1 protein-coding gene is annotated in these 23,031 nt (G+C 60.6%); it reads left to right on the top strand.

All coding sequences use genetic code 11. From position 1 onward, the window contains the following. Positions 1-460 precede the first annotated feature (460 nt). Positions 461-22,972 carry an Ig-like domain-containing protein gene (locus KGP26_RS05230; protein WP_223665119.1) on the top strand — a complete coding sequence of 7,504 codons (22,512 nt, stop codon included), beginning with the start codon at positions 461-463 and terminating at the stop codon, positions 22,970-22,972. The last annotated feature ends 59 nt before the right edge of the window (positions 22,973-23,031 follow it).

Here is a 23,031-nt window from a genome sequence, read left to right as displayed (position 1 = left end):
AAATAAGTAAAACCTTTGACGTAAAAAAAATTAACCTATTGATTTTAATAAATTAACTATGTAATGGCAGCTAATTTAAATGGTAATTAAAATACAAATTATCTAATTTAAAATTAAAACACCCCGCTGAATTAAGAAACCATCAATTATCCATGGGTACTTACCCACCTTGGTAAATAAGAATTTTTATCAATAGCAAATTCGCACAATAATCATTACTACGTATGGCATTTTTATCAAAGCTCGCTTATACCTTACCTCACAGATAAATTAGGAAGATTAATCTCAAAACCCTTTCAGGGATGAGTTTAGTGTTAACTTTGTATTAATTAGTCATCTAAACACCAGGTTAAATTTAGCTCTAGGGCACCCCCTCGGGCATTCCAGCGCGCCTACAAAAGCCACACAAACGGCTTTGGCGCGCTATGCAAATTAACTTTGGCGTTCAGAGGCTAACCACATGGCACAATCCAATTTTACCCTTGGGGCTGTTGATATTATTGCTCGTCATGGCGGCGCGAAAATCGCTGACGTAGCAACCGGTACCCGTTCCGTCAGCCTCACACAAAGCAGTATTGTGCGGATCCATGGTACTCAGGCTTTGGTGAGCAGCTATGAACGCCAAGGTAACGACCTGATCGTGCATATGAAAGATGGCACCACGGTACGTTATCAGAGCTTCTTTGAAGTGGACGCCGACGGTAAACACAGCGAATTGGTGTTTGATGATGGCAATGGCGCCATCCAGCACGCGATATTCCCGGCAACCGCCGCTACCACTGAACCAATGCTGATCACGCCGCAGTTTGAATCACTGTCTGACGTTTCACCTCTGCTAATTGGCAACCATGATTTATCCAACGGTGCCATCGCCGCCATTCTAGCCGGCCTGGCGCTGGGGGCTGGCGTCGCCATCGCTACCGGGACGGGGAAGAACGACCACAACAATGACGAACCGTCCGTACCACCAGAACAACCTACCCTGACCGTAGGAAAACTGGGTCAGGACAACGTTCTCAACGCCAGTGAAGTTAAAATTGCCCAGTTACTGAGCGGCCTGACCACCGGCGTTGCCGCAGGCGTGACCATCACGCTGACGCTCAACGGCAAAAGTTACACCACTACCGTCGGGGCCGATGGCAAGTGGAGCTTTGATTTCAGCTCCGCTGCGCTTGCTGGCCTAAAAGACGGCAATTATCAACTGACGGTTAAACTGACTAACCAGGATGGGATCAGCGTCGAAAAAACGATCAGCGTACTGGTCGATACCACCCCGCCTGTCTTGACCGTCAACAAGCTGACCGGCGATGACCACCTGACCGGTGCCGAGTTAAAAGCGGCGCAGGCGCTGAGCGGTACCGGCGAGGTCGGGCTGACAATTACCATTACCCTGAACGGTAAAACCTACACCACGACGGTGGGTAGCGACGGCAAATGGAGCCTGCAACTGCCTGCGGCAGATCTGGCTTTGCTGAAAAACGGTAACTACGAGTTAATCGTGACCTCCGTCGATAAAGTGGGCAACCAAACCACGGTCGATCATCAGATCTCGGTTGATACCACCGTAGTTAATCCTACCCCGCAGATCACGATTAACGCCCTGACCGGCGATAACGTAATCAACGCCAACGAAGCGAAAAGCACCCAAACGCTGAGCGGCCATACGCAAAATGTTCAAGCAGGGCAAACCGTTACCATCACCTTGAACGGCAAAACCTATAGCGCAGTGGTTCAAGGCGATGGCAGTTGGTCGCTTTCACTGCCTGCCGCCGATCTGGCCGCGCTGGCCAATGGCTCGATCACGCTCAATGCCACCGTCACCGACAAAGCAGGCCAAAGCGCCAATGCGCATGAGAACATCACCGTCGATTTGACCGCCCCGGTGCTGACCGTCAACAAACTGGCCGGAGACGACGTACTCAACGCCGCCGAGGTGCAAACATCACAGACCCTGAGCGGCACCAGCAATCCTGGCCAGACCATTGTCGTTACCCTGAATGGTAAAACCTACACGACAGTCACTGGCGGGGATGGCAAGTGGAGCCTGGTACTGCCTGCCGCAGACCTGCAGGCGTTGGCTCAAGGGGATAATACCCTCACCGTGACGGCTACCGACGCCGCAGGCAACAGCACTACCGTGACGGAGCACTTGCAGGTAGATACCGTGCCACCGGTGCTGACGTTGGATAAATTTACCGGCGACGATTTGATCACCGTCGACGAGCAAAAATCGGCGCAAAACATCACCGGCACCGCTTCCGTCAGCGAGGCTGGGCAGGTGGTCAGCGTTTCCTTCAATGGTAAAACCTATACCGGCATCGTAGGTGCCGATGGCAAATGGAGCATCAGCGTGCCAGCCGCGGATATGGCCGCGTTGATCGACGGTAGCTATCAGATGATCGCCACGCTCAGCGATCAGGCAGGCAATACCACCACTACCGCGCCACAAGTGATCACCGTAGACAGCAATGCTTCGGCAATCAATATCGGTATTGTCTCTTCAGACGATAAACTCAACGCCGTCGAAGCCGGGCTTCCTCTTGCCATCAGCGGCACCACGGCCAACGTCGCCACCGGGGCTACCGTTACCGTCACGCTCAATGGCAAAACCTATTCCGCGCTGGTATTGGCAGACGGCAGTTGGACATTGCAGGTGCCTAGCGCCGATCTGCAACTGCTGGCCGAAGGCAGCAACACCATTTCTGCCAGCGTGACAGGCAACGATGGTTCTACCGTGACCACCACGCACAATCTGGACGTTTACACTCATGATTTGCCTGCGGTGACTCTGGACACGCCGTTTGGTGATGGCATCCTGAATGGCGCAGAAGCGGGTCAGCCACAGACGCTTACCGGCACCACCGGCATCACCAGCCCGGGCCAGACCATCACCATCACCCTGGGCGGTAAAACCTATACCGGCACCGTGGATGGCAGCGGCCATTGGAGCGTCACCATCCCTGCCGCCGATCTGCAAGCGTTGCCAGACGGCACGCCGGCCTTGACCATCACGGTTACCGATGCGGCGGGCAACAGCAATACGCTGAACACCACCGTCACCGTCGATGAGACCGCGCCAACCCTCACCATCAACACCATCGCGGGCGACGATATCCTCAACGCTGCTGAGGTGCTGGTGGCGCAGACCGTCTCCGGCACTGCGTCCGTTGCCGATGCGGGCCGCACCGTCACCCTGACCTTGAACGGCAAGACCTACACCGCTGTGGTACAAGCGGACGGCACCTGGAGCGCTTCACTGCCAGCAGCTGACCTCGCCGCTCTGGCCGACGGCAACCATAATCTGGTCGCCACCCTCACCGATGCGGCAGGCAACAGCACCAGCGTCACCCACGGCATCAACGTCGACGCCAACCCGACCAATCTGCCAACGCTCAGCATCGGCGTGTTCGCCGGTAACGACATTGTCGACGGCGCAGAGGTGAAAACCGCTCAGACCCTGACCGGTACCACCACTCATGTGGAAGCGGGCCAGACCGTCACCATCACACTAAACGGCAAAACCTACACCGCCACCGTGCTGGCAGACGGTTCCTGGAGCACCAGCGTACCGGCTGCCGATCTGGCGCGGCTGACCAACGGCCAGACCACCATCACCGCCACCGTCAACGACAGCGCCGGGAACCCGGCCAGTGCCAGCCATGACGTGACCGTCGACACCAGCCTGAGCGGGCTGTCTATCGCCGTCATTGCCGGTGATGACAAACTCAGCCTGGCAGAAAGTCAGTCGCCATTGGTCATCAGCGGCAGCAGTGCCAACCTGGCCACGGGCGCAACAGTGACCGTCACGCTCAACGGTAAAACCTACACCGGCACCACGCTGGCGGACGGTAGCTGGAGCGTCACCGTGCCTGCCGCCGACTTGGCGTTGCTGGCCGATGGCACCGCCTCCGTAACCGTGAGCGCCGTCGATCAGGCCGGTAACCCGGTCAGCGACAGCCACAATCTGGGCGTGTTTATCCATAGCCTGCCGGACGCCACCCTGAACACGCCATTTGGCGATGGCATCCTGAACGGTGCAGAGGCGGGCCAATCCCAGACGCTCACCGGTACCACTGGCATCACTACGCCGGGGCAGAGCGTTACCGTCACCTTGGGCGGTAAAACCTATACCGGCACCGTGGATGCCAACGGCAACTGGAGCGTCACGCTGCCAAGCGCCGACCTGCAAGCATTGCCAGACGGCACTCCGGCCTTGACCGTCACGGTCACCGACGCGGCGGGCAACAGCAATACGTTGAACACCACTGTCACCGTCGATGAGACGGCACCGACCCTCACCGTGAGTCTGGTTGCAGGGGATGACGTGCTGAACGCCGCCGAAGTGCTGGTGGCGCAGATCGTCTCCGGTACCGCCTCGATTGGTGATGCGGGCCGCACCGTCACCCTGACCTTGAACGGCAAGACCTACACCGCTGTGGTACAAGCGGACGGCACCTGGAGCGCTTCACTGCCAGCAGCTGACCTCGCCGCTCTGGCCGACGGCAACCATAATCTGGTCGCCACCCTCACCGATGCGGCAGGCAACAGCACCAGCGTCACCCACGGCATCAACGTCGACGCCAACCCGGCCAATCTGCCAACGCTCAGCATCGGCGTGTTCGCCGGTAACGACATTGTCGACGGCGCAGAGGTGAAAACCGCTCAGACCCTGACCGGTACCACCACTCATGTGGAAGCGGGCCAGACCGTCACCATCACACTAAACGGCAAAACCTACACCGCCACCGTGCTGGCAGACGGTTCCTGGAGCACCAGCGTACCGGCTGCCGATCTGGCGCTGCTGACCAACGGCCAGACCACCCTCACCGCCACCGTCAACGACAGCGCCGGGAACCCGGCCAGTGCCAGCCATGACGTGACCGTCGACACCAGCCTGAGCGGGCTGTCTATCGCCGTCATTGCCGGTGATGACAAACTCAGCCTGGCAGAAAGTCAGTCTCCATTGGTCATCAGCGGCAGCAGTGCCAACCTGGCAGTCGGAACTACGGTCACCCTGACCCTGAACGGTAAAACCTACACCGGCACTACCCTGGCGAACGGCTCCTGGAGCGTCACCGTGCCTGCCGCCGATCTGGCGTTGCTGGCCGATGGTTCCGCCTCCGTGACAGTGAGCGCCGTCGATCAGGCCGGTAACCCGGTTAGCGACAGCCACAACCTGGACGTATTTATCCATGGCCTGCCGGACGTCACCCTGAACACGCCGTTTGGCGATGGCATCCTGAACGGCGCAGAGGCGGGCCAACCGCAGACATTGACTGGGACGACTGGCATCACCACGCCAGGGCAAACCGTCACGGTCACCCTGGGCGGTAAAACCTATACCGGCACCGTGGATGCCAACGGCAACTGGAGCATCACCATTCCTGCGGCCGATCTGCAAGCATTGCCAGACGGCACGCCGGCCTTGAGCGTCACGGTCACCGATGCGGCGGGCAATAGCAATACGCTGAACACCACCGTCACCGTCGATGAGACCGCGCCAACCCTCACCATCAACACCATCGCAGGCGACGATATCCTCAACGCTGCTGAGGTGCTGGTGGTGCAGACCGTCTCCGGCACTGCGTCCGTTGCCGATGCGGGCCGCACCGTCACCCTGACCTTGAACGGTAAAACCTACACCGCCGTGGTGCAGCCAGACGGTTCATGGAGCACCAGCCTACCTGCCGCCGATCTGCAAGCGCTTAGCGATGGTAGCCATAACCTGGTCGCTACCCTCACCGATGCGGCAGGCAACAGCACCAGCGTCACCCACGGCATCAACGTCGACGCCAACCCGGCCAATCTGCCAACGCTCAGCATCGGCGTGTTCGCCGGTAACGACATTGTCGACGGCGCAGAGGTGAAAACCGCTCAGACTCTGACCGGTACCACCACCCAGGTGGAAGCGGGCCAGACCGTCACTATCACCCTGAACGGCAAAACCTACACCGCCACCGTGCTGGCAGACGGTTCCTGGAGCACCAGCGTACCGGCTGCCGATCTGGCGCTGCTGGCCAACGGCCAGACCACCATCACCGCCACCGTCAGCGACAGCGCCGGGAACCCGGCCAGCGCCAGCCATGACGTGACCATCGATACCGACCTCAGCGGGCTGTCTATCGCCGTGATCGCCGGTGACGACAAACTCAGCCTGGCGGAAAGCCAGCTGCCATTGGTCATCAGCGGCAGCAGTGCCAACCTGGCCACGGGCGCAACAGTGACCGTCACGCTCAACGGTAAAACCTACACCGGCACCACGCTGGCGGACGGTAGCTGGAGCGTCACCGTGCCTGCCGCCGACTTGGCGTTGCTGGCCGATGGCACCGCCTCCGTAACCGTGAGCGCCGTCGATCAGGCCGGTAACCCGGTCAGCGACAGCCACAACCTGGGCGTGTTTATCCATAGCCTGCCGGACGCCACCCTGAACACGCCATTTGGCGATGGCATCCTGAACGGTGCAGAGGCGGGCCAATCCCAGACGCTCACCGGTACCACTGGCATCACTACGCCGGGGCAGAGCGTTACCGTCACCCTGGGCGGTAAAACCTATACCGGCACCGTGGATGCCAACGGCAACTGGAGCGTCACGCTGCCAAGCGCCGACCTGCAAGCATTGCCAGACGGCACTCCGGCCTTGACCGTCACGGTCACCGACGCGGCGGGCAACAGCAATACGTTGAACACCACCGTTACCGTCGATACGACGGCACCAACTCTGACCGTGGGCCTGATTGCTGGCGATGATGTGCTGAACGCCGCCGAAGTGCTGGTGGCGCAGACCGTCTCCGGTACCGCCTCGATTGGTGATGCTGGCCGCACCGTCACCCTGACCTTGAACGGTAAAACCTACACCGCCGTGGTGCAGCCAGACGGTTCATGGAGCACCAGCCTGCCTGCCGCCGATCTGCAAGCACTCAGCGACGGCAGCCATAACCTGGTCGCCACCCTCACCGATGCGGCGGGCAACAGCACCAGCGTCACCCACAACATCAACGTCGACGCCAACCCGGCCAATCTGCCAACGCTCAGCATCAACGTGTTCGCCGGTAACGACATTGTCGACGGCGCAGAGGTGAAAACCGCCCAAACCCTGACCGGTACCACCACCCATGTGGAAGCGGGCCAGACCGTCACTATCACCCTGAACGGCAAAACCTACACCGCCACCGTGCTGGCAGACGGTTCCTGGAGCACCAGCGTACCGGCTGCCGATCTGGCGCTGCTGGCCAACGGCCAGACCACCATTACCGCCACCGTCAGCGACAGCGCCGGGAACCCGGCCAGCGCCAGCCATGACGTGACCGTCGATACCGACCTCAGCGGGCTGTCTATCGCCGTCATTGCCGGTGATGACAAACTCAGCCTGGCGGAAAGCCAACTGCCGCTGGCGATCAATGGCAACAGCCAGAACCTGGCCGTCGGGACTACGGTTACCGTGACCTTGAACGGTAAAACCTACACCGGCACCACGCTGGCAGACGGCTCCTGGAGCGTCTCCGTGCCTGCCGCCGACTTGGCCTTACTGGCCGATGGCACCACCACCGTGACCGTCACCGCCGTCGACCAGGCCGGTAATCCGGTCAGCGGCAACCACGATCTGGGCGTGTTTATCCATAGTCTGCCAACCGCCACCCTGAACACACCGTTTGGCGATGGCATTCTGAATGGCGCAGAAGCGGGTCAGCCACAAACCATCACGGGGTCTACCGGCATCACCACGCCGGGGCAGACCGTTACCGTCACCCTGGGCGGTAAAACCTACACCGGCACCGTGGATGCCAGCGGCAACTGGAGCGCCACCATTCCGGCAGCCGATCTGCAAGCGCTGCCAGACGGCACGCCTACCCTGTCCGTAACCGTTACGGATGCCGCCGGTAACAGCAATACGCTGAACACCACCGTTACCGTCGATGAGACTGCCCCAACCCTCACCGTTAACGTAGTGGCTGGGGATGATGTGTTGAATGCCGCGGAAGTACAGGTGGCGCAGACCGTCTCCGGTACCGCCTCGGTCGCCGATGCGGGCCGCACCGTCACCCTGACCTTGAATGGCAAAACCTACACCGCCGTGGTGCAACCAGATGGATCGTGGAGCACCAGCCTGCCCGCCGCCGATCTGCAAGCGCTTAGCGATGGTAGCCATAACCTGGTCGCTACCCTCACCGATGCCGCGGGTAACAGCACCAGCACTACCCATGTCCTCGGTGTGGATGCCAACCCGGCCAACCTGCCGACGCTCGGCATCAACGTGTTCGCCGGTAACGACATTGTCGACGGCGCAGAGGTGAAAACCGCCCAGACCCTGACCGGTACCACCACCCATGTGGAAGCGGGCCAGACCGTCACCATCACGCTGAACGGCAAAACTTACACCGCTACCGTGCTGGCCGATGGCTCCTGGAGCACCAGCGTACCGGCTGCCGATCTGGCACTGTTGGCCAACGGCCAGACCACCATTACCGCCACCGTCAGCGACAGTGCAGGTAACCCGGCCAACGCCAGCCATGACGTGACCGTCGATACCGATCTCAGCGGGCTGTCCATCTCCGTGATCGCAGGAGATGACAAACTGAATCTGGCCGAAAGTCTGCAGCCGCTGACGATCTCCGGCGACAGCGCCAACCTGCCGCTCGGTGCCATCGTCACCGTGACGCTGAATGGCAAGATTTACATCGGCCTAACCCTGCCAGACGGTTCCTGGAGCGTTCAGGTCCCAGCCGCCGATTTAGCGCTGCTGGCCGATGGCACCGCCACCGTCAGCGTCAGCGCCGTCGATCAGGGCGGCAACCTGGTCAGCAACAGCCATAATCTGGGCGTGTTTATCCACACTCTGCCGGACGCCACCCTGAACACGCCGTTTGGCGATGGCATCCTGAACGGCACGGAAGCGGGCCAACAACAGACCATCACGGGCTCCACCGGCATCACCACGCCGGGGCAGACCGTTACCGTCACCTTGGGCAGTAAAACCTATACCGGCACCGTGGATGCCAACGGCAACTGGAGCGTCACCGTCCCTACTGCCGATCTGCAAGCGCTGCCAGACGGTACACCGGCCTTGTCTGTAGTGGTCACCGATGCCGCTGGCAACAGCAATACGCTGAATACCACCGTCACCGTCGATGCAACCGCGCCAACCCTGACCGTGGGCCTGATTGCTGGCGATGATGTGCTCAACGCCGCCGAAGTGCTGGTGGCACAAACCGTATCCGGCACCGCCTCAATTGGTGATGCTGGCCGCACCGTCATCCTGACCTTGAACGGCAAAACCTACACCGCCGTGGTGCAACCGGATGGTTCGTGGAGTGCGTCACTGCCCGCCGCCGATCTGCAGGCGCTCAGCGACGGTAGCCATAACCTGGTCGCTACCCTCACCGATACTGCGGGCAACAGCACCAGCGTGACCCACAGCATCAACGTCGATGCCAACCCGGCCAACCTGCCGACCATCAGCGTCGGTGTATTTGCTGGTAATGACATTATCGACGGCGCAGAAGTGAAAACCGCTCAGACCCTGACCGGTACCACCACCCATGTGGAAGCGGGCCAGACCGTCACTATTACCCTGAACGGCAAAACCTACACCGCTACCGTGCTGGCCGATGGCTCCTGGAGCACCAGCGTACCGGCTGCCGATCTGGCACTGCTGGCCAACGGCCAGACCACCATTACCGCCACCGTCAGCGACAGTGCCGGGAACCCGGCCAGTGCCAGCCATGACGTGACCGTCGACACCAACCTCAGCGGCCTGTCGATTGCCGTGATTGCCGGTGACGACAAGCTGAATCTGGCCGAAAGCCTGCTGCCACTCACCATCAACGGCGGCAGTGCCAACCTGGCCACGGGGACAACCGTGACAGTCACGCTCAATGGTAAAACCTACACCGGTACCACGTTGGCAGACGGTTCCTGGAGCGTCACCGTGCCTGCCGCCGACTTGGCGTTGCTGGCCGATGGCACCGCCACCGTGACCGTCACCGCCGTCGATCAGGCCGGTAACCCGGTCAGCGGCAGCCACGATCTGGGCGTGTTTATCCATAGCCTGCCAGACGCCACCCTGAACACGCCGTTTGGCGATGGCATTCTGAATGGCGCAGAAGCGGGTCAGCCGCAAACCATCACGGGGTCTACCGGCATCACCACGCCGGGGCAGACCGTGACCGTGACCCTGGGCGGTAAAACCTATACCGGCACCGTGGACGGCAGCGGCAACTGGAGCGTCAGCGTCCCTTCTGCCGATCTGCAAGCGCTGCCTGACGGCACGCCAGCCTTGACCGTTACGGTTACTGACAGCGCAGGTAACAGCAATACGCTGAATACCACCGTCACCGTCGATGCAACCGCGCCTACCCTCACCGTGGGCCTGATTGCTGGCGATGATGTGCTGAACGCCGCGGAAGTACAGGTGGCGCAGACCGTGTCCGGTACCGGCTCGGTCGCCGATGCGGGCCGCACCGTGACCCTGACCTTGAACGGCAAAACCTACACCGCCGTGGTGCAGCCGGATGGTTCGTGGAGCACCAGCGTACCCGCTGCCGATCTGCAGGCGCTCAGCGACGGTAGCCACAATCTGGTGGCAATCCTCATCGATGCGGCTGGCAACAGCACCAGCGTCACCCACAGCATCAATGTCGACGCCAACCCGGCCAACCTGCCAACCGTCAGCATCGGTGTATTTGCCGGTAACGACATCATCGACGGCGCGGAAGTGAAAACCGCTCAGACCCTGTCAGGCACCTCCACCCATGTGGAAGCGGGCCAGATCGTGACCATTACGCTGAGCGGTAAAACCTACACAGCCACCGTACTGGCCGATGGCTCCTGGAGCACCAGCGTACCGGCTGCCGACCTGGCGTTGTTGGCCAACGGCCAGACCACCATTACCGCCACCGTCAACGACACTGCAGGTAACCCGGCCAGCGGCAGTCATGAGGTGACCGTCGATACCGACCTCAGCGGGCTGTCGATTGCCGTGATCGCCGGTGATGACAAACTCAACCTGGCGGAAAGCCAACTGCCGTTGGCAATCAGCGGTAGCAGTACCAATCTGGCCGTCGGCGCCACGGTTACCGTGACCTTGAACGGTAAAACCTACACCGGCACCACACTGGCTGATGGTTCCTGGAGCGTCTCCGTACCTGCCGCCGACTTGGCATTGCTGGCCGATGGCACCGCTACCGTGACCGTCACTGCCACCGATCAGGCCGGTAACCCGGTCAGCGACAGCCACAACCTGGGCGTCTTTACCCATAGCCTGCCAGAAGCTACCCTGAATACGCCGTTTGGCGACGGCATTCTGAACGGTGCCGAAGCGGGCCAGCCTCAGACCCTCACAGGGTCTACCGGCATCACCACGCCAGGGCAGACCGTCACGGTCACCCTGGGCGGTAAAACCTACACCGGCACCGTGGACGGCAGCGGTAACTGGAGCGTCAGCGTTCCTTCTACCGATCTGCAAGCGCTGCCTGACGGCACACCAGCCTTGTCCGTAGTGGTCTCCGATGCCGCCGGTAACAGCAATACGCTGAACACCACCGTCACCGTTGATGCCACTGCGCCTACCCTCACCGTGGGTCTGGTTGCCGGGGATGATGTGCTGAACGCCGCCGAAGTGCTAGTGGCACAAACCGTGTCCGGCACCGCCTCGGTCGCGGATGCGGGTCGCACCGTGACCCTGACGTTGAACGGCAAGACTTACACCGCCGTGGTACAGCCAGATGGATCGTGGAGCACCAGCCTGCCTGCCGCCGATCTGCAAGCGCTCACCGACGGTAGCCACAATCTGGTCGCTACCCTCACCGACGCGGCTGGCAACAGCACCAGCGTCACCCACAGCCTCAATGTCGATGCCAACCCGGCCAATCTGCCAACGCTGAGCATCGGCGCATTCGCCGGGGACGATATCGTTAACGGGGCCGAAGCGCTGGTCACTCAGGCCCTGTCCGGTACCACCACCCATGTCGAAGTCGGCCAGACCGTGACGCTAACCCTGAACGGCAAAACCTACTTCGCCACCGTGCAGGTGGGCGGCGGCTGGAGCGTTAACGTTCCGGCGGCGGATATGGCGCTGTTGGCCAACGGCCAGGCTACCATCACCGCCAGCGTCAGCGATCGGGCAGGCAACCCGGCCACCGGCAGCCATACCATCAGCGTTGATACGGCGGTGGAAAGCATCGCCATTAACCTGATTGCCGGCGACGATAAGCTGAACCTGACCGAAGCCTCACAGCCGCTGACCATCAGCGGGACCACGGTCAATGTGAACGCAGGCCAAACCGTTACCGTAACCTTGAACGGTAAAACCTACACCGGCGTCGTTCTGGCCAACGGCAGTTGGAGCGTTTCGGTGAACAGCGCCGATCTGCTGGCCCTGCAAGACGGCCTGACCACGGTCACCGCCAGCGTCTCCAACCCAGGAGTCGATCCGGTCAGCAACAGTCATTCGCTGGATGTGCATATCCATACCCTGCCAGAGCCAACCATCAATCTGCCGTTTGGCGATGGTTTCCTCAATCAGGCTGAAGCCGCCACGGCACAACTGCTGAGCGGCAGCACAGGCATCCCTGGTGCAGGACAAAGCGTGATCGTCACTCTGGGTGGCAAAACCTATACCGCAACCGTGGATGGCAGCGGTAACTGGAGCGTTTCCATCCCATCGGCCGATCTGCAAAACCTGCCAGCGGGCAGCAATACCATTAGCGTATCCGCTACGGACTCCGCGGGTAACAGCGTACCTGGCAGCACTACGGCACAGGTCGATCTGGTGCCACCCACTCTGGCGGTCAAGCCGTTTGCCGGGGATGACAAGGTTAACGCCCTGGAAAGCCTCAGCGACCAGGTGGTTTCCGGCACCGCTTCCATCGGTGACGCCGGCCGTACCGTCACAGTGACCTTCAACGGTAAGTCCTATACCGGGGTAGTCGCCAACGACGGCACCTGGAGTGCCACCATCCCAAGCGCCGATCTGCAAGCAATTGGCGATGGCAGTTATCCATTAACCACCACCCTGAGCGATGCGGCGGGCAACACCACTACCGTCACCCATACCGTGACGATCGACGCCAATCCGCTGGATCTGCCAACCCTGAGCATCAATGTGTTTGCCGGTAACGATATTATCGACGGCGCAGAGGTGAAAACCAGCCAGACGCTGAGCGGCACCACCACCCACGTGGAAGCAGGCCAGTTGGTGACCATCACGCTGAATGGCAAAACCTACACCGCCACCGTGCTGGCAGACGGTACCTGGAGCACCAGCGTATCCGCCGCCGATCTGGGCCAACTGGCTCAGGGCAACAGCACCATTAACGTCACCGTTAGCGATACTTCCGGCAACCCGGCTACAGCAACGCACAACGTGCTGGTCAACACGGCCCTGAGCGGCATCGCCATCGACGTGATTGCCGGTGACGATAAGCTGAACCTGGCCGAAAGCCTGTTGCCATTAGCTATCAGAGGCAGCAGCCTCAATCTGGCCATTGGCGCAAGCGTGACCGTAACGCTGAACGGCAAAACCTACACCGGCATTACGCTGGCGGACGGTTCCTGGAGTGTGCTGGTTCCACCGGCCGATCTGGCGCTGTTGGCAGACGGCAATATCAACCTGAGCGTTTCCGCTGTCGACCAGGCCGGTAACCCGGTCAGCAGCAGCCATACCTTGGGCGTATTTATCCATAACCTGCCAGACGCCACCCTCAATACGCCGTTTGGCGATGGCATCCTGAACGGCACGGAAGCAGGCCAGCCGCAGACCATCACCGGCTCCACCGGCATTACCACGCCGGGGCAAACCGTGACCGTGACCCTTGGGGATAAAACCTACACCGCCACGGTGGACGGTAGCGGCAACTGGAGCGTCACCGTTCCGGTTGGCGATCTGCAGGCATTGCCGGATGGGACGCCATTGCTCAACGTTGTGGCCACCGATTCTGCGGGCAACAGCAACACCCTGAGTGGCACCGTCGTGGTCGATAAGGTCGCTCCGACCCTCACCATCGGCGTCATTGCCGGGGATGACGTGCTTAACAGCGCAGAAGTGCTGCTCAACCAGACCGTCTCAGGCACCGCCTCCATCGGCGATGCTGGTCGTACCGTAACGCTGACGTTGAACGGTAAGACTTACACCGCAGTGGTTCAGCCTGATGGTTCGTGGAGCACTTCACTGCCAAGCGCCGATCTCACCGCACTGTCCGATGGCAACTATAACCTGGTCGCCACTTTGACCGATAGCGCCGGTAACAGCACTAGCGTCACCCACGCCATCGGGGTTGATGCCAGCGCGTTGAACGCACCGGTGCTGACCATCGGCACCTTTGCGGGCAACAATATTATTGACGGTGCCGAGGTGCAGGCAACGCAAATCCTGAGCGGCAGCAGCCTGAATGTTGAAGCCGGGCAGATCGTTGCCATCACCCTCAATGGCAAAACCTATACCGCCACCGTGCAGGCAGACGGTTCCTGGAGCACCAGCGTACCGACGGCCGATCTGGCTCTGCTGACCAACGGTAACTTAACGATCACCGCCGACGTCACCGATAAAGCCGGTAACCCGGCCAGCGCCACCCATGATGTTACGGTCGATCTCACCCAGAGCGCCCTGGCGATTGCTCCAATCACTGGCGATAACCAGTTGAACGCCATCGAAGCCGCCGCAGGGATCAGCATCAGCGGGAGTTCCACCAACGTTGCCGCCGGTGCAACCGTCACCATTGCACTGAACGGTAAGTTCTACGAGGCAATAGTGCAGGCCGATGGCAGTTGGACGACAACCGTTCCTTCAGCGGATCTGACAATCCTGGGCGATGGCAAACTGACCGTCACCGTCAGTGCCACCGACGAAGCGGGCAACCTGGTCACCGGTTCGCAGCAGTTGGGCGTGCTGATCAACAGCCTGCCGGTTGCCACCCTGAACACGCCGTTCGGTGATGGCTATCTGAACAAGGCGGAGTCCACCAGCGATCAAACGCTGAGCGGCACCACCGGGGTGAGCGGCAGTGGGCAAACCGTCAGCGTGGTGCTGGGAGGGAAAACCTATACCGGCATTGTCGATAACAACGGCAACTGGAGCGTGAACGTACCAAGTGCCGATCTGGCGGCCCTGCCTGATGGTCCAACCAATATTGGGGTCACCGTCGGCGACGTGGCTGGCAATACCTCCAGCATCAACTCCAGCGCCACAGTCGATCTGACCGTGCCGGTACTGACCATCAACACCATCAGCGGTGATGACACCATCAACATCGCCGAAAGCCAGCAAGCGCTGCAAATCACCGGGACCGCACCGATCAACGACAGCGGTCAGCCAGTGGTGGTGAAAGTCACCATCAACGGCTTGACCTATAACGGGCTGGTGCTGGCGGATGGCAGTTGGAGCGTCACCATTCCGGCTGGCGATCTGGCTAACCTGCCGAACGGTGCCTCCTCCATCACCGCCACCTTGACCGACGCCGCTGGCAACACCGGCAGCGTCAGCCACGGCATCACCCTGGATACCGACCCGGCCCAGGCGCCGCTGTTGACCATCAACACCCTGTCCGGCGATGACTACCTCAGCCTGGCGGAATCCAACCTGCCGCTGACCATCAGCGGGGGTAGCCAGCGCGTCGAACAGGGGCAACAGGTCACCGTAACGCTCAATGGCAAAACCTACACCGCCATCGTCGGCGCGGACGGCAGTTGGAGTCTGCAGGTTCCGGCTGTGGATGTGGGGGCCTTGCCAGACGGTAAAGACACCATCACCGCCACGGTTAGCGATACCTCTGGCAACCAGGCCACCGCCAACCACAACCTCACCGTGATCACCGATGCGGGCAATCTGCCGCAGCTGTCGGTCAACGTGATTGCCGGTGATGACATCATCAACGCCAATGAGGCAAAAGCCGCCATCATCATCAGCGGGGGATCCAGCCACGTGCAGCCTGGCCAGGTGGTCAGCGTGCTGCTTAACGGCAAAACCTACACCGCCGTGGTGCAAGCAGACGGCAGTTGGAGCGCGACGGTGCCATCAGCCGACGTACAGGCATTGCCACAAGGCTCGCAGACCGTGACAGCCTCGGTGACAGATATCGCCGAGAACCCGGCTAGCGCCACCCATAACGTCACTGTTGACACCGTGCCACCATTACTGGAGATCGATATCTTCGCTGGTGACGGCATCCTGAACCTGGCGGAAGCGCTACTGGGGCAAGTGTTGAGCGGGCATACCGATCCGGGCCTGACCGTTACCGTCACGCTGGGTGCCAACGTTTACACCGCCCTGGCGGATCCAACGACCGGTGCGTGGAGCGTGAATATCCCAAGCAATATCCTGCAAGGGCTGTTGGATGGCAACGTGACCATCGGTGTGAGCGTCACCGACGCCGCAGGTAACGGCGTATCAGACTCCATCACGGTGGCGGTCAATACCCATACGCTGCCATCACTGACGTTGAACCCGTTGTTCGGTGACAATATCCTTAATATTGCCGAACTGGGCGTCGCGACGCCAATCGGCGGTGCAGCGGCCAACCTGCTGGTTAACACCCCGGTCGTGGTCAAGATTGGCACCTACGTGGTGAACGGTATCGTGAATAACGATGGCACCTGGAGCGCGCTAATCCCAGCCAATGCCCTGGCCTTGCTGGCAGACGGCACCGTGCAGGTGGTGGTCTCCGCCGTGGATGCGGCAGGTAACCCTGCCAGCGCCGGTGGTTCACTGGAGATCCTGTCGCATATCCTGCCGAATCCAACCATTAACCTGCCGTTTGGCGACGGCGCACTGAACCTGGTGGAGGCCGGGGTCAATCAGCTACTGACCGGCACCACCGGCATTATCGGCAACGGTCAAACGGTGGTGGTCAGCCTCAACGGTAAAGACTACAACGCCACGGTCGGCAACAACGGCCAATGGAGCGTCACCCTGCCAACCACCGATCTGCTGGGGCTACTGGATGGCCCACACACCATCAGCGTGGTTGCTACTGATAAAGGCGGCAACAGCCACGGCGCGACGCTGGACTTTGACAGCATCCTCACCGGGCTGCCAGTGGCCGAGCTGAACACGCCATTTGTCGATGGCATCATCAACCATGCCGAAGCCTTGCTGGGCGGAGCCCTCACCGGTACCACCGGCATCAATAGCAATCTCGGCCAGACCGTGAAAGTGAACGTTAATGGCCTGACCCTGAACGCCACGGTAAATGCCGACGGTAGTTGGACACTGCCACTCGACAGTGCCACCCTGCTTGGCCTGCCGGATGGCACCTGGCCAATCACGGTAACCGTAACGGATAGCGTGGGTAACACCAGCAGCACCAACGGATCGGTCGATATCCTGATCAACAAGCTGCCGTTGCCAACCCTGGACCTGCCGTTTGGCGATGGCTTGCTGAATATTGCCGAAGCCGCGCTGGCGCAAACCCTGACCGGCAAAACCGGTCTGATCGGCAGCGGCCAGATCGTCACGGTGACGGTGGACGAAGGCCTGCCAAATCAGCAGACCTTTACCGCTCAGGCCGATGGACTGGGTGGCTGGTCTCTGCAACTCACCGCAGCACAGCTTGCCGTGTTCACCAACGGGCAACATACCATTGAGGTCACTGTCGAGGATCGTGGCGGCAATACGGCCACCACCACGCCGCTGGACGTTAACGCCCTGCTGACGCTGCCGACTCCTACCATAGTTCCGCCGTTTGGCGTTGACGGCGTGCTGAGCATCAGCGAAGCCGCCGGTGCGTTGACGATCACCGGCACCACCGGGGTGAATGGCGCAGGCCAGGCGGTGAAAGTGGTGATCGATGTCAATGGCGTCAGTTACAACGCGCAGGTTGATAGCAACGGCAACTGGTCGTTACCGCTGCCTGCGGCCACCCTGAGCACCTTGCTGGATGGGCCACACGTGCTGACCGTCACGGCGACCGACGCCGCGGGCAACACCAATAGCAGCAGCCTGAACTTCACCAGCGATCTCACTGCACCGGAGCCAACCATCAACACACCGTTCGGTGACGGTTTCCTCAACCTGGCCGAGGCCAACCTGGGGCAAATTCTCACAGGCAGCGCAGGTGATGCGACTACGGTCAGCGTGAAGATTGGGACGCAAACCTTTACCGCACAGGTCAGCGGCGGCAACTGGAGCCTGGCGCTGACTACGCCGCAGTTAAAAGCGCTGGCCGAGGGCGATAATACCATCACCGTGACCGCCACGGATGCCGCTGGCAACCAGGGCACGGCCGGTTCTTCAGTACATATTTCCGTCAACGCGCTGCCATCCGTCACCATCAGTAACTTTACGGCGGATAACATCATCAACTATGCCGAGAGCCAATCGGTACAGTTGATAACCGGTACCTCCACCAACGTCGCGGTTGGGCAACAAGTGACCGTTACGCTCAATAGCAAAACCTATACCGGGGTGGTGTTGGCCGATGGCAGTTGGAGCGTATCTGTCCTGCCTGCCGACTTGAAAGCCCTGAGCGGGACGCCAAGCATCACGGCTCAGGTCAGCGATCAGGCCGGGAACATTGCCGTCGACAACCACAACTTCACCGTTAACCTGACGCCTCCGGGCCAGATCATCACTCTCGATCCGGTGACAGGCGATAATATCGTTAACGCCAGCGAAGTTGGGCTGATCATCAACCTGACCGGTAAAGTGGTTGGCGGGATCGGGCTTGGTCAGGTTGTCACCATTATCGTTGGTGGCTTGCCACTAGGGATCCCGGTGACCACCCTGGCGGATGGCACCTTCAGCACCGTGGTGACCTTCCCGGTTGACGGCAATATCGTGGTTTCGGCCAGCACCACGTTGCTGACACCACTGCCAACGGTATTTACCGCCAGTGAAACCGTGTTGGTCGATCGCATTCCACCAACGCTCACCATCAATACCTTCGCGGGTAACGACGTGTTGAACGCCAGTGAAAGCTCAGTCGCCCAGGCGATCTCCGGTACCGCTTCGGTTTCGGAAGCGGGCCGCATTGTCACCGTCACGCTGAACGGCAAAACCTACAGTGCGCAGGTCAGTGGAGCCGGCACCTGGTCGGTCAACGTGCCACCGGCAGATCTGGTTAACCTGCCGCAGGGCAGTAGCACCATTAATGCCACCCTGTCCGACGCGGCAGGCAACACCACGCCGGCAACGCACGTCATTACTACCGATACCACGGCACCGCTGCTCTCGGTCGATCTGCTGACCGGGGACAATATCCTGACGCTGGCAGAAGCCCTGCTCGGCCAGACATTAACCGGGACCGGCGGCGTTGGCGAAACCGTCACCGTTACGTTGGGGCCGTTGACCGCCAGCGTGGTGGTTGGCCCGGATGGCAAATGGAGCATTCCGCTGCCGTCGCTTAATCTGCAAAGCCTGACCGATGGGCCGCAGATCATCGGCGTCACGCTGACCGACACCGCTGGCAACAGCAGCCATACCGACGTAACGCTAAACGTGGCGTTGAACAAAACGCTCGGCGCGGGGGTTAACGCCCTGTTTGGCGGCGATGGCGTGCTGAACCTGGCCGAATCGCTGCTGACTCAGGTGATCAGCGGTAACGCCACCGGCGATTACAACGGGGCGGTTGTTCACGTCACCATCGCAGGCATTACGCTGGATGCGGTCGTTGGGGGTAACGGCCAATGGAGCGTGTCACTGCTGCCTAGCCAGCTCAACCTGTTGGGTGATGGTCTGGCACAGGTCAACGTGCAGATCGTCGATTCCCACGGCAACGTGGTTAACGATCTGATCGATATCAACGTGCTGACCCACAACCTGCCGGTGATCGGCCCGGTCGTTGCCTTTGGCGATGGTCTGCTGAATGCGGTAGAAGCCGGTGTGTCTCAGACCATCAGCGGGGTGATTAACGGTCTTGGTATCGGTGGCGGCAGCGTTAGCGTCAGCCTGGGCACCAAAACCTATACCGCTAGCGTCGGAGCGGGCGGTGCCTGGAGCCTGTCGATCCCACCGCTGGATCTGGCTGCCCTGAGCGACGGCAATCTGGCGCTAGGCGTCTCGGTGACCGATTCTGCCGGTAACGTGGTGAGTAAAAATATCGATATCACCGCCATCATCCACAATCTGCCGCACATCGTGCTGGATCCGATCTTTGGCGACGGCATCCTCAACGTAGCGGATCTGCTGCTCAACCAGACCATCAGCGGCACCGTCACCAATCTGGAGAAGGGTGCCACTATCAATCTGGATATTGCCGGTTCGCAAACGCTGACGGCCACCGTAGGCGATGGTGGCAAATGGAGTGCTACCGTCACCCCGGATATCCTCGGCATCCTGCAAGGGCTGGGCAACGGTAACTTTACCGTCACCGCCTCGGCGACCGATGCGGTGGGTAACACCACCAGCGCCACTGCCGGGCTACAGCTGGATGTGAAACTGCCGGTGATCACGCTCGATCCGCTGTTTGGCGGTGATGGCTTCCTCAACGCGGCGGAAGCGTTGGTGGCGCAAACCGTCAGCGGTACCGTGGCCTTCGCCAGCGCCGGTGCGCAGGTGCAGGTTTCTCTTGGCGGTAAAAACTTCCTGACCACCGTCGGTGCCGACGGCAAGTTCAGCCTGGTGCTGCAACCTGCCGATCTGCACACCCTGCTTGACGGCAATATCAACGTTGGCGTTTCGGTGCTGGATGGCTCCGGCAACACCGGCGTGCTGAATACGGCGATTGATGTGATCGTCAACAAGCTGCCAACGCTGGCGCTGAACCCGCTGTTTGGCGGCGACGGCTTCCTCAATGCGGCCGAAGCGTTGCTGACCCAGACCATCAGCGGGACCACCACCAATGCGGCGGCAGGTTCCCAGGTGGTGATCAAGGTCGGTACGCTGCAACTGAACGCCACGGTCGGTGCCGACGGTAGCTGGAGCGCCACCATCAATCCGCTGCAGTTGGCGGATCTGGCGGCGGGCAATCTGATCGTCAGCGCCACGGTCACCGATCCGGCAGGTAACTCCAGCGGTGCCAGCGTAGGCCTCAACGTGGCGACCATTCTGCCAACGCTGACGCTGAACCCTCTGTTTGGCGACGGCACGCTGGATCTGAGCGATCTGCTGTCACCGCAGATCCTGAGCGGCAACGCTGGTAACGTGTCGGCTGGGACCACCATCACTCTGACGCTGGGCAGTCACACCTACACCACCAGCGTCGATGCCACCGGCAAATGGCAGTTGCCGATCCCAGCTCTTGATCTGCAAGGGCTGTTGGATGGCCTGACCAACGTCACCGCCAGCCTCACCGATGCGGCAGGTAACACCGTGAGCAAGGTCAGCCCGCTCAACGTGCTGATCAACGCCCTGCCAACCCTGACGCTGGATCCGCTGTTCGGCGGCGATGGCCTGCTGAATGCGCTGGAAGCGACCGGCAACCAGATCATCAGCGGGCACGCTACCAACGCACCGGGCTCTACCATTCAGGTTCATCTGGGCAGCAATACCTTCACCACCCAGGTGAAAGCGGATGGTAGCTGGTCACTCAGCCTGACGCCGCTCAACCTGTCCAGCCTGCTGGACGGCAATCTGTCACTGGGCGTTTCGGTCACCAACTCCGCAGGAAAAACCGGCAGCATCAGCGCCGATCTGGGTGTGGGTATCCACAACCTGCCGACCGTCAGCCTGGGCAGTCTGTTTGGCGATGGTTTCCTCAACCTGAGCGAAGCCAACCTGAACCAGCTGATCGGCGGCACCACCACCAACGCCATCGGCGGTAGCGTCAGCGTTAATGTGGGGGGACTGGTATTGACCGCCGCCGTAGGCAACGACGGGAAATGGAGCGTCAGCGTTCCTACCCTGAACCTGGTCAATCTGGCTGATGGGCCATTGTCGGTCGGCGTTACCGTCACCGACCGCTACGGTAACACCAGCTCGGCCAACGCCAACGCTACGGTGAAAATCCACGCGCTGCCGCTGTTGGGTATTGATGCTCTAGGGACTCTGACGGGTGCGCTGGGCATTCTGACCAACGGCCTGACCGTCAGCGGTACCAGCCTGAACGTGCAGCAAGGCGCGAAAGTCAGCGTCACCTTGCTGGGCAGTACGCTGCTAGGCACCGTAGACGCCACCGGTCATTGGTCGGTGAAATTCGACACCACCAACGCCCTCAAGGGTCTAAATGTGCTCAACCTGATCCCTACTCTGTTGGGCACCGTAGTGGCAGCTTCGGTCACCGACCTGGCGGGTAACGGGGTTAGCGTCTCTGCAGGGCTGACATCCGGTATCGAATTGCCACTGCTGCTGACGGCCAACGCGGCGGTCGAAACGCTGTCACTGGATACGTCGGGTGCCGAAAACACCAGCACCGACAGCGCGACCGATCTCACTACAGTACAGCATGCTCAGGTAGCCGCCGTGCAACACACCACGACAGAAACCAGCACGCCAACCAGCGAGGTCAGCAGTACCCAGACCACCACGGAGACCAGCGAGCCAGTCACCAGCACGCTGGTGGTGAACCCAACGCTGCCGGTTGATACCGCCGGTGTTACCACGGTTGAGGACACCACCTTCAGCATTGGCGGCGTCACCATCAATCTGGCGGATGGCACTACCGCAAGCGGTGACACCATCCATGGCAGCAGCGGTAACGATGTGATCCACGTCAACGCCCTCGACTTCCTGTCGATCGACGGCGGCGCGGGTATCGACACCCTGGAGCTGGATGGCAAAAACCTCAACCTGGATCTGACGGCGCTGGGCCTGAAGGTGCAACACATCGATATCTTCGATTTAGGTACCAGCGGCACCAACAGCATCACGCTGGATCTGCACGAAGCGCTGACCGTGAAGGACGCTTCCAGCGACGATCTGCTGATCAAGGGGACTACCGGCGACCAGGTCAATCTGACCCAGGGCGAAGGCGGTACCTGGAGCACAGTAGGTCAACGGACGGTAGACGGCCAAGTGTTTGATGTTTACCACAACTCAGCCCTCGAAAGCGGCAACACCCTGGGAGATGTCCTGGTGCAGCAAGGCCTGCACGTCAATCTGGTGTAGTACCCGGCCCATCCGTCAGCCACTGGCTCGTACGCAGCGAGCCAGTGGCATGGGAATGA

It is taken from the genome of Serratia sp. JSRIV002, from assembly GCF_019968725.1.
GTDB lineage: Bacteria > Pseudomonadota > Gammaproteobacteria > Enterobacterales > Enterobacteriaceae > Chania > Chania fonticola_B.
The sequence above is the reverse complement of the archived record's forward strand: the minus strand, read 5'-3'. Positions and strand labels throughout refer to the sequence as shown.

Bases quoted from the DNA above. Each gene is read 5' to 3' on its own strand.
- KGP26_RS05230 (WP_223665119.1), top strand. From the start codon at position 461: ATGGCACAATCCAATTTTACCCTTGGGGCTGTTGATATTATTGCTCGT.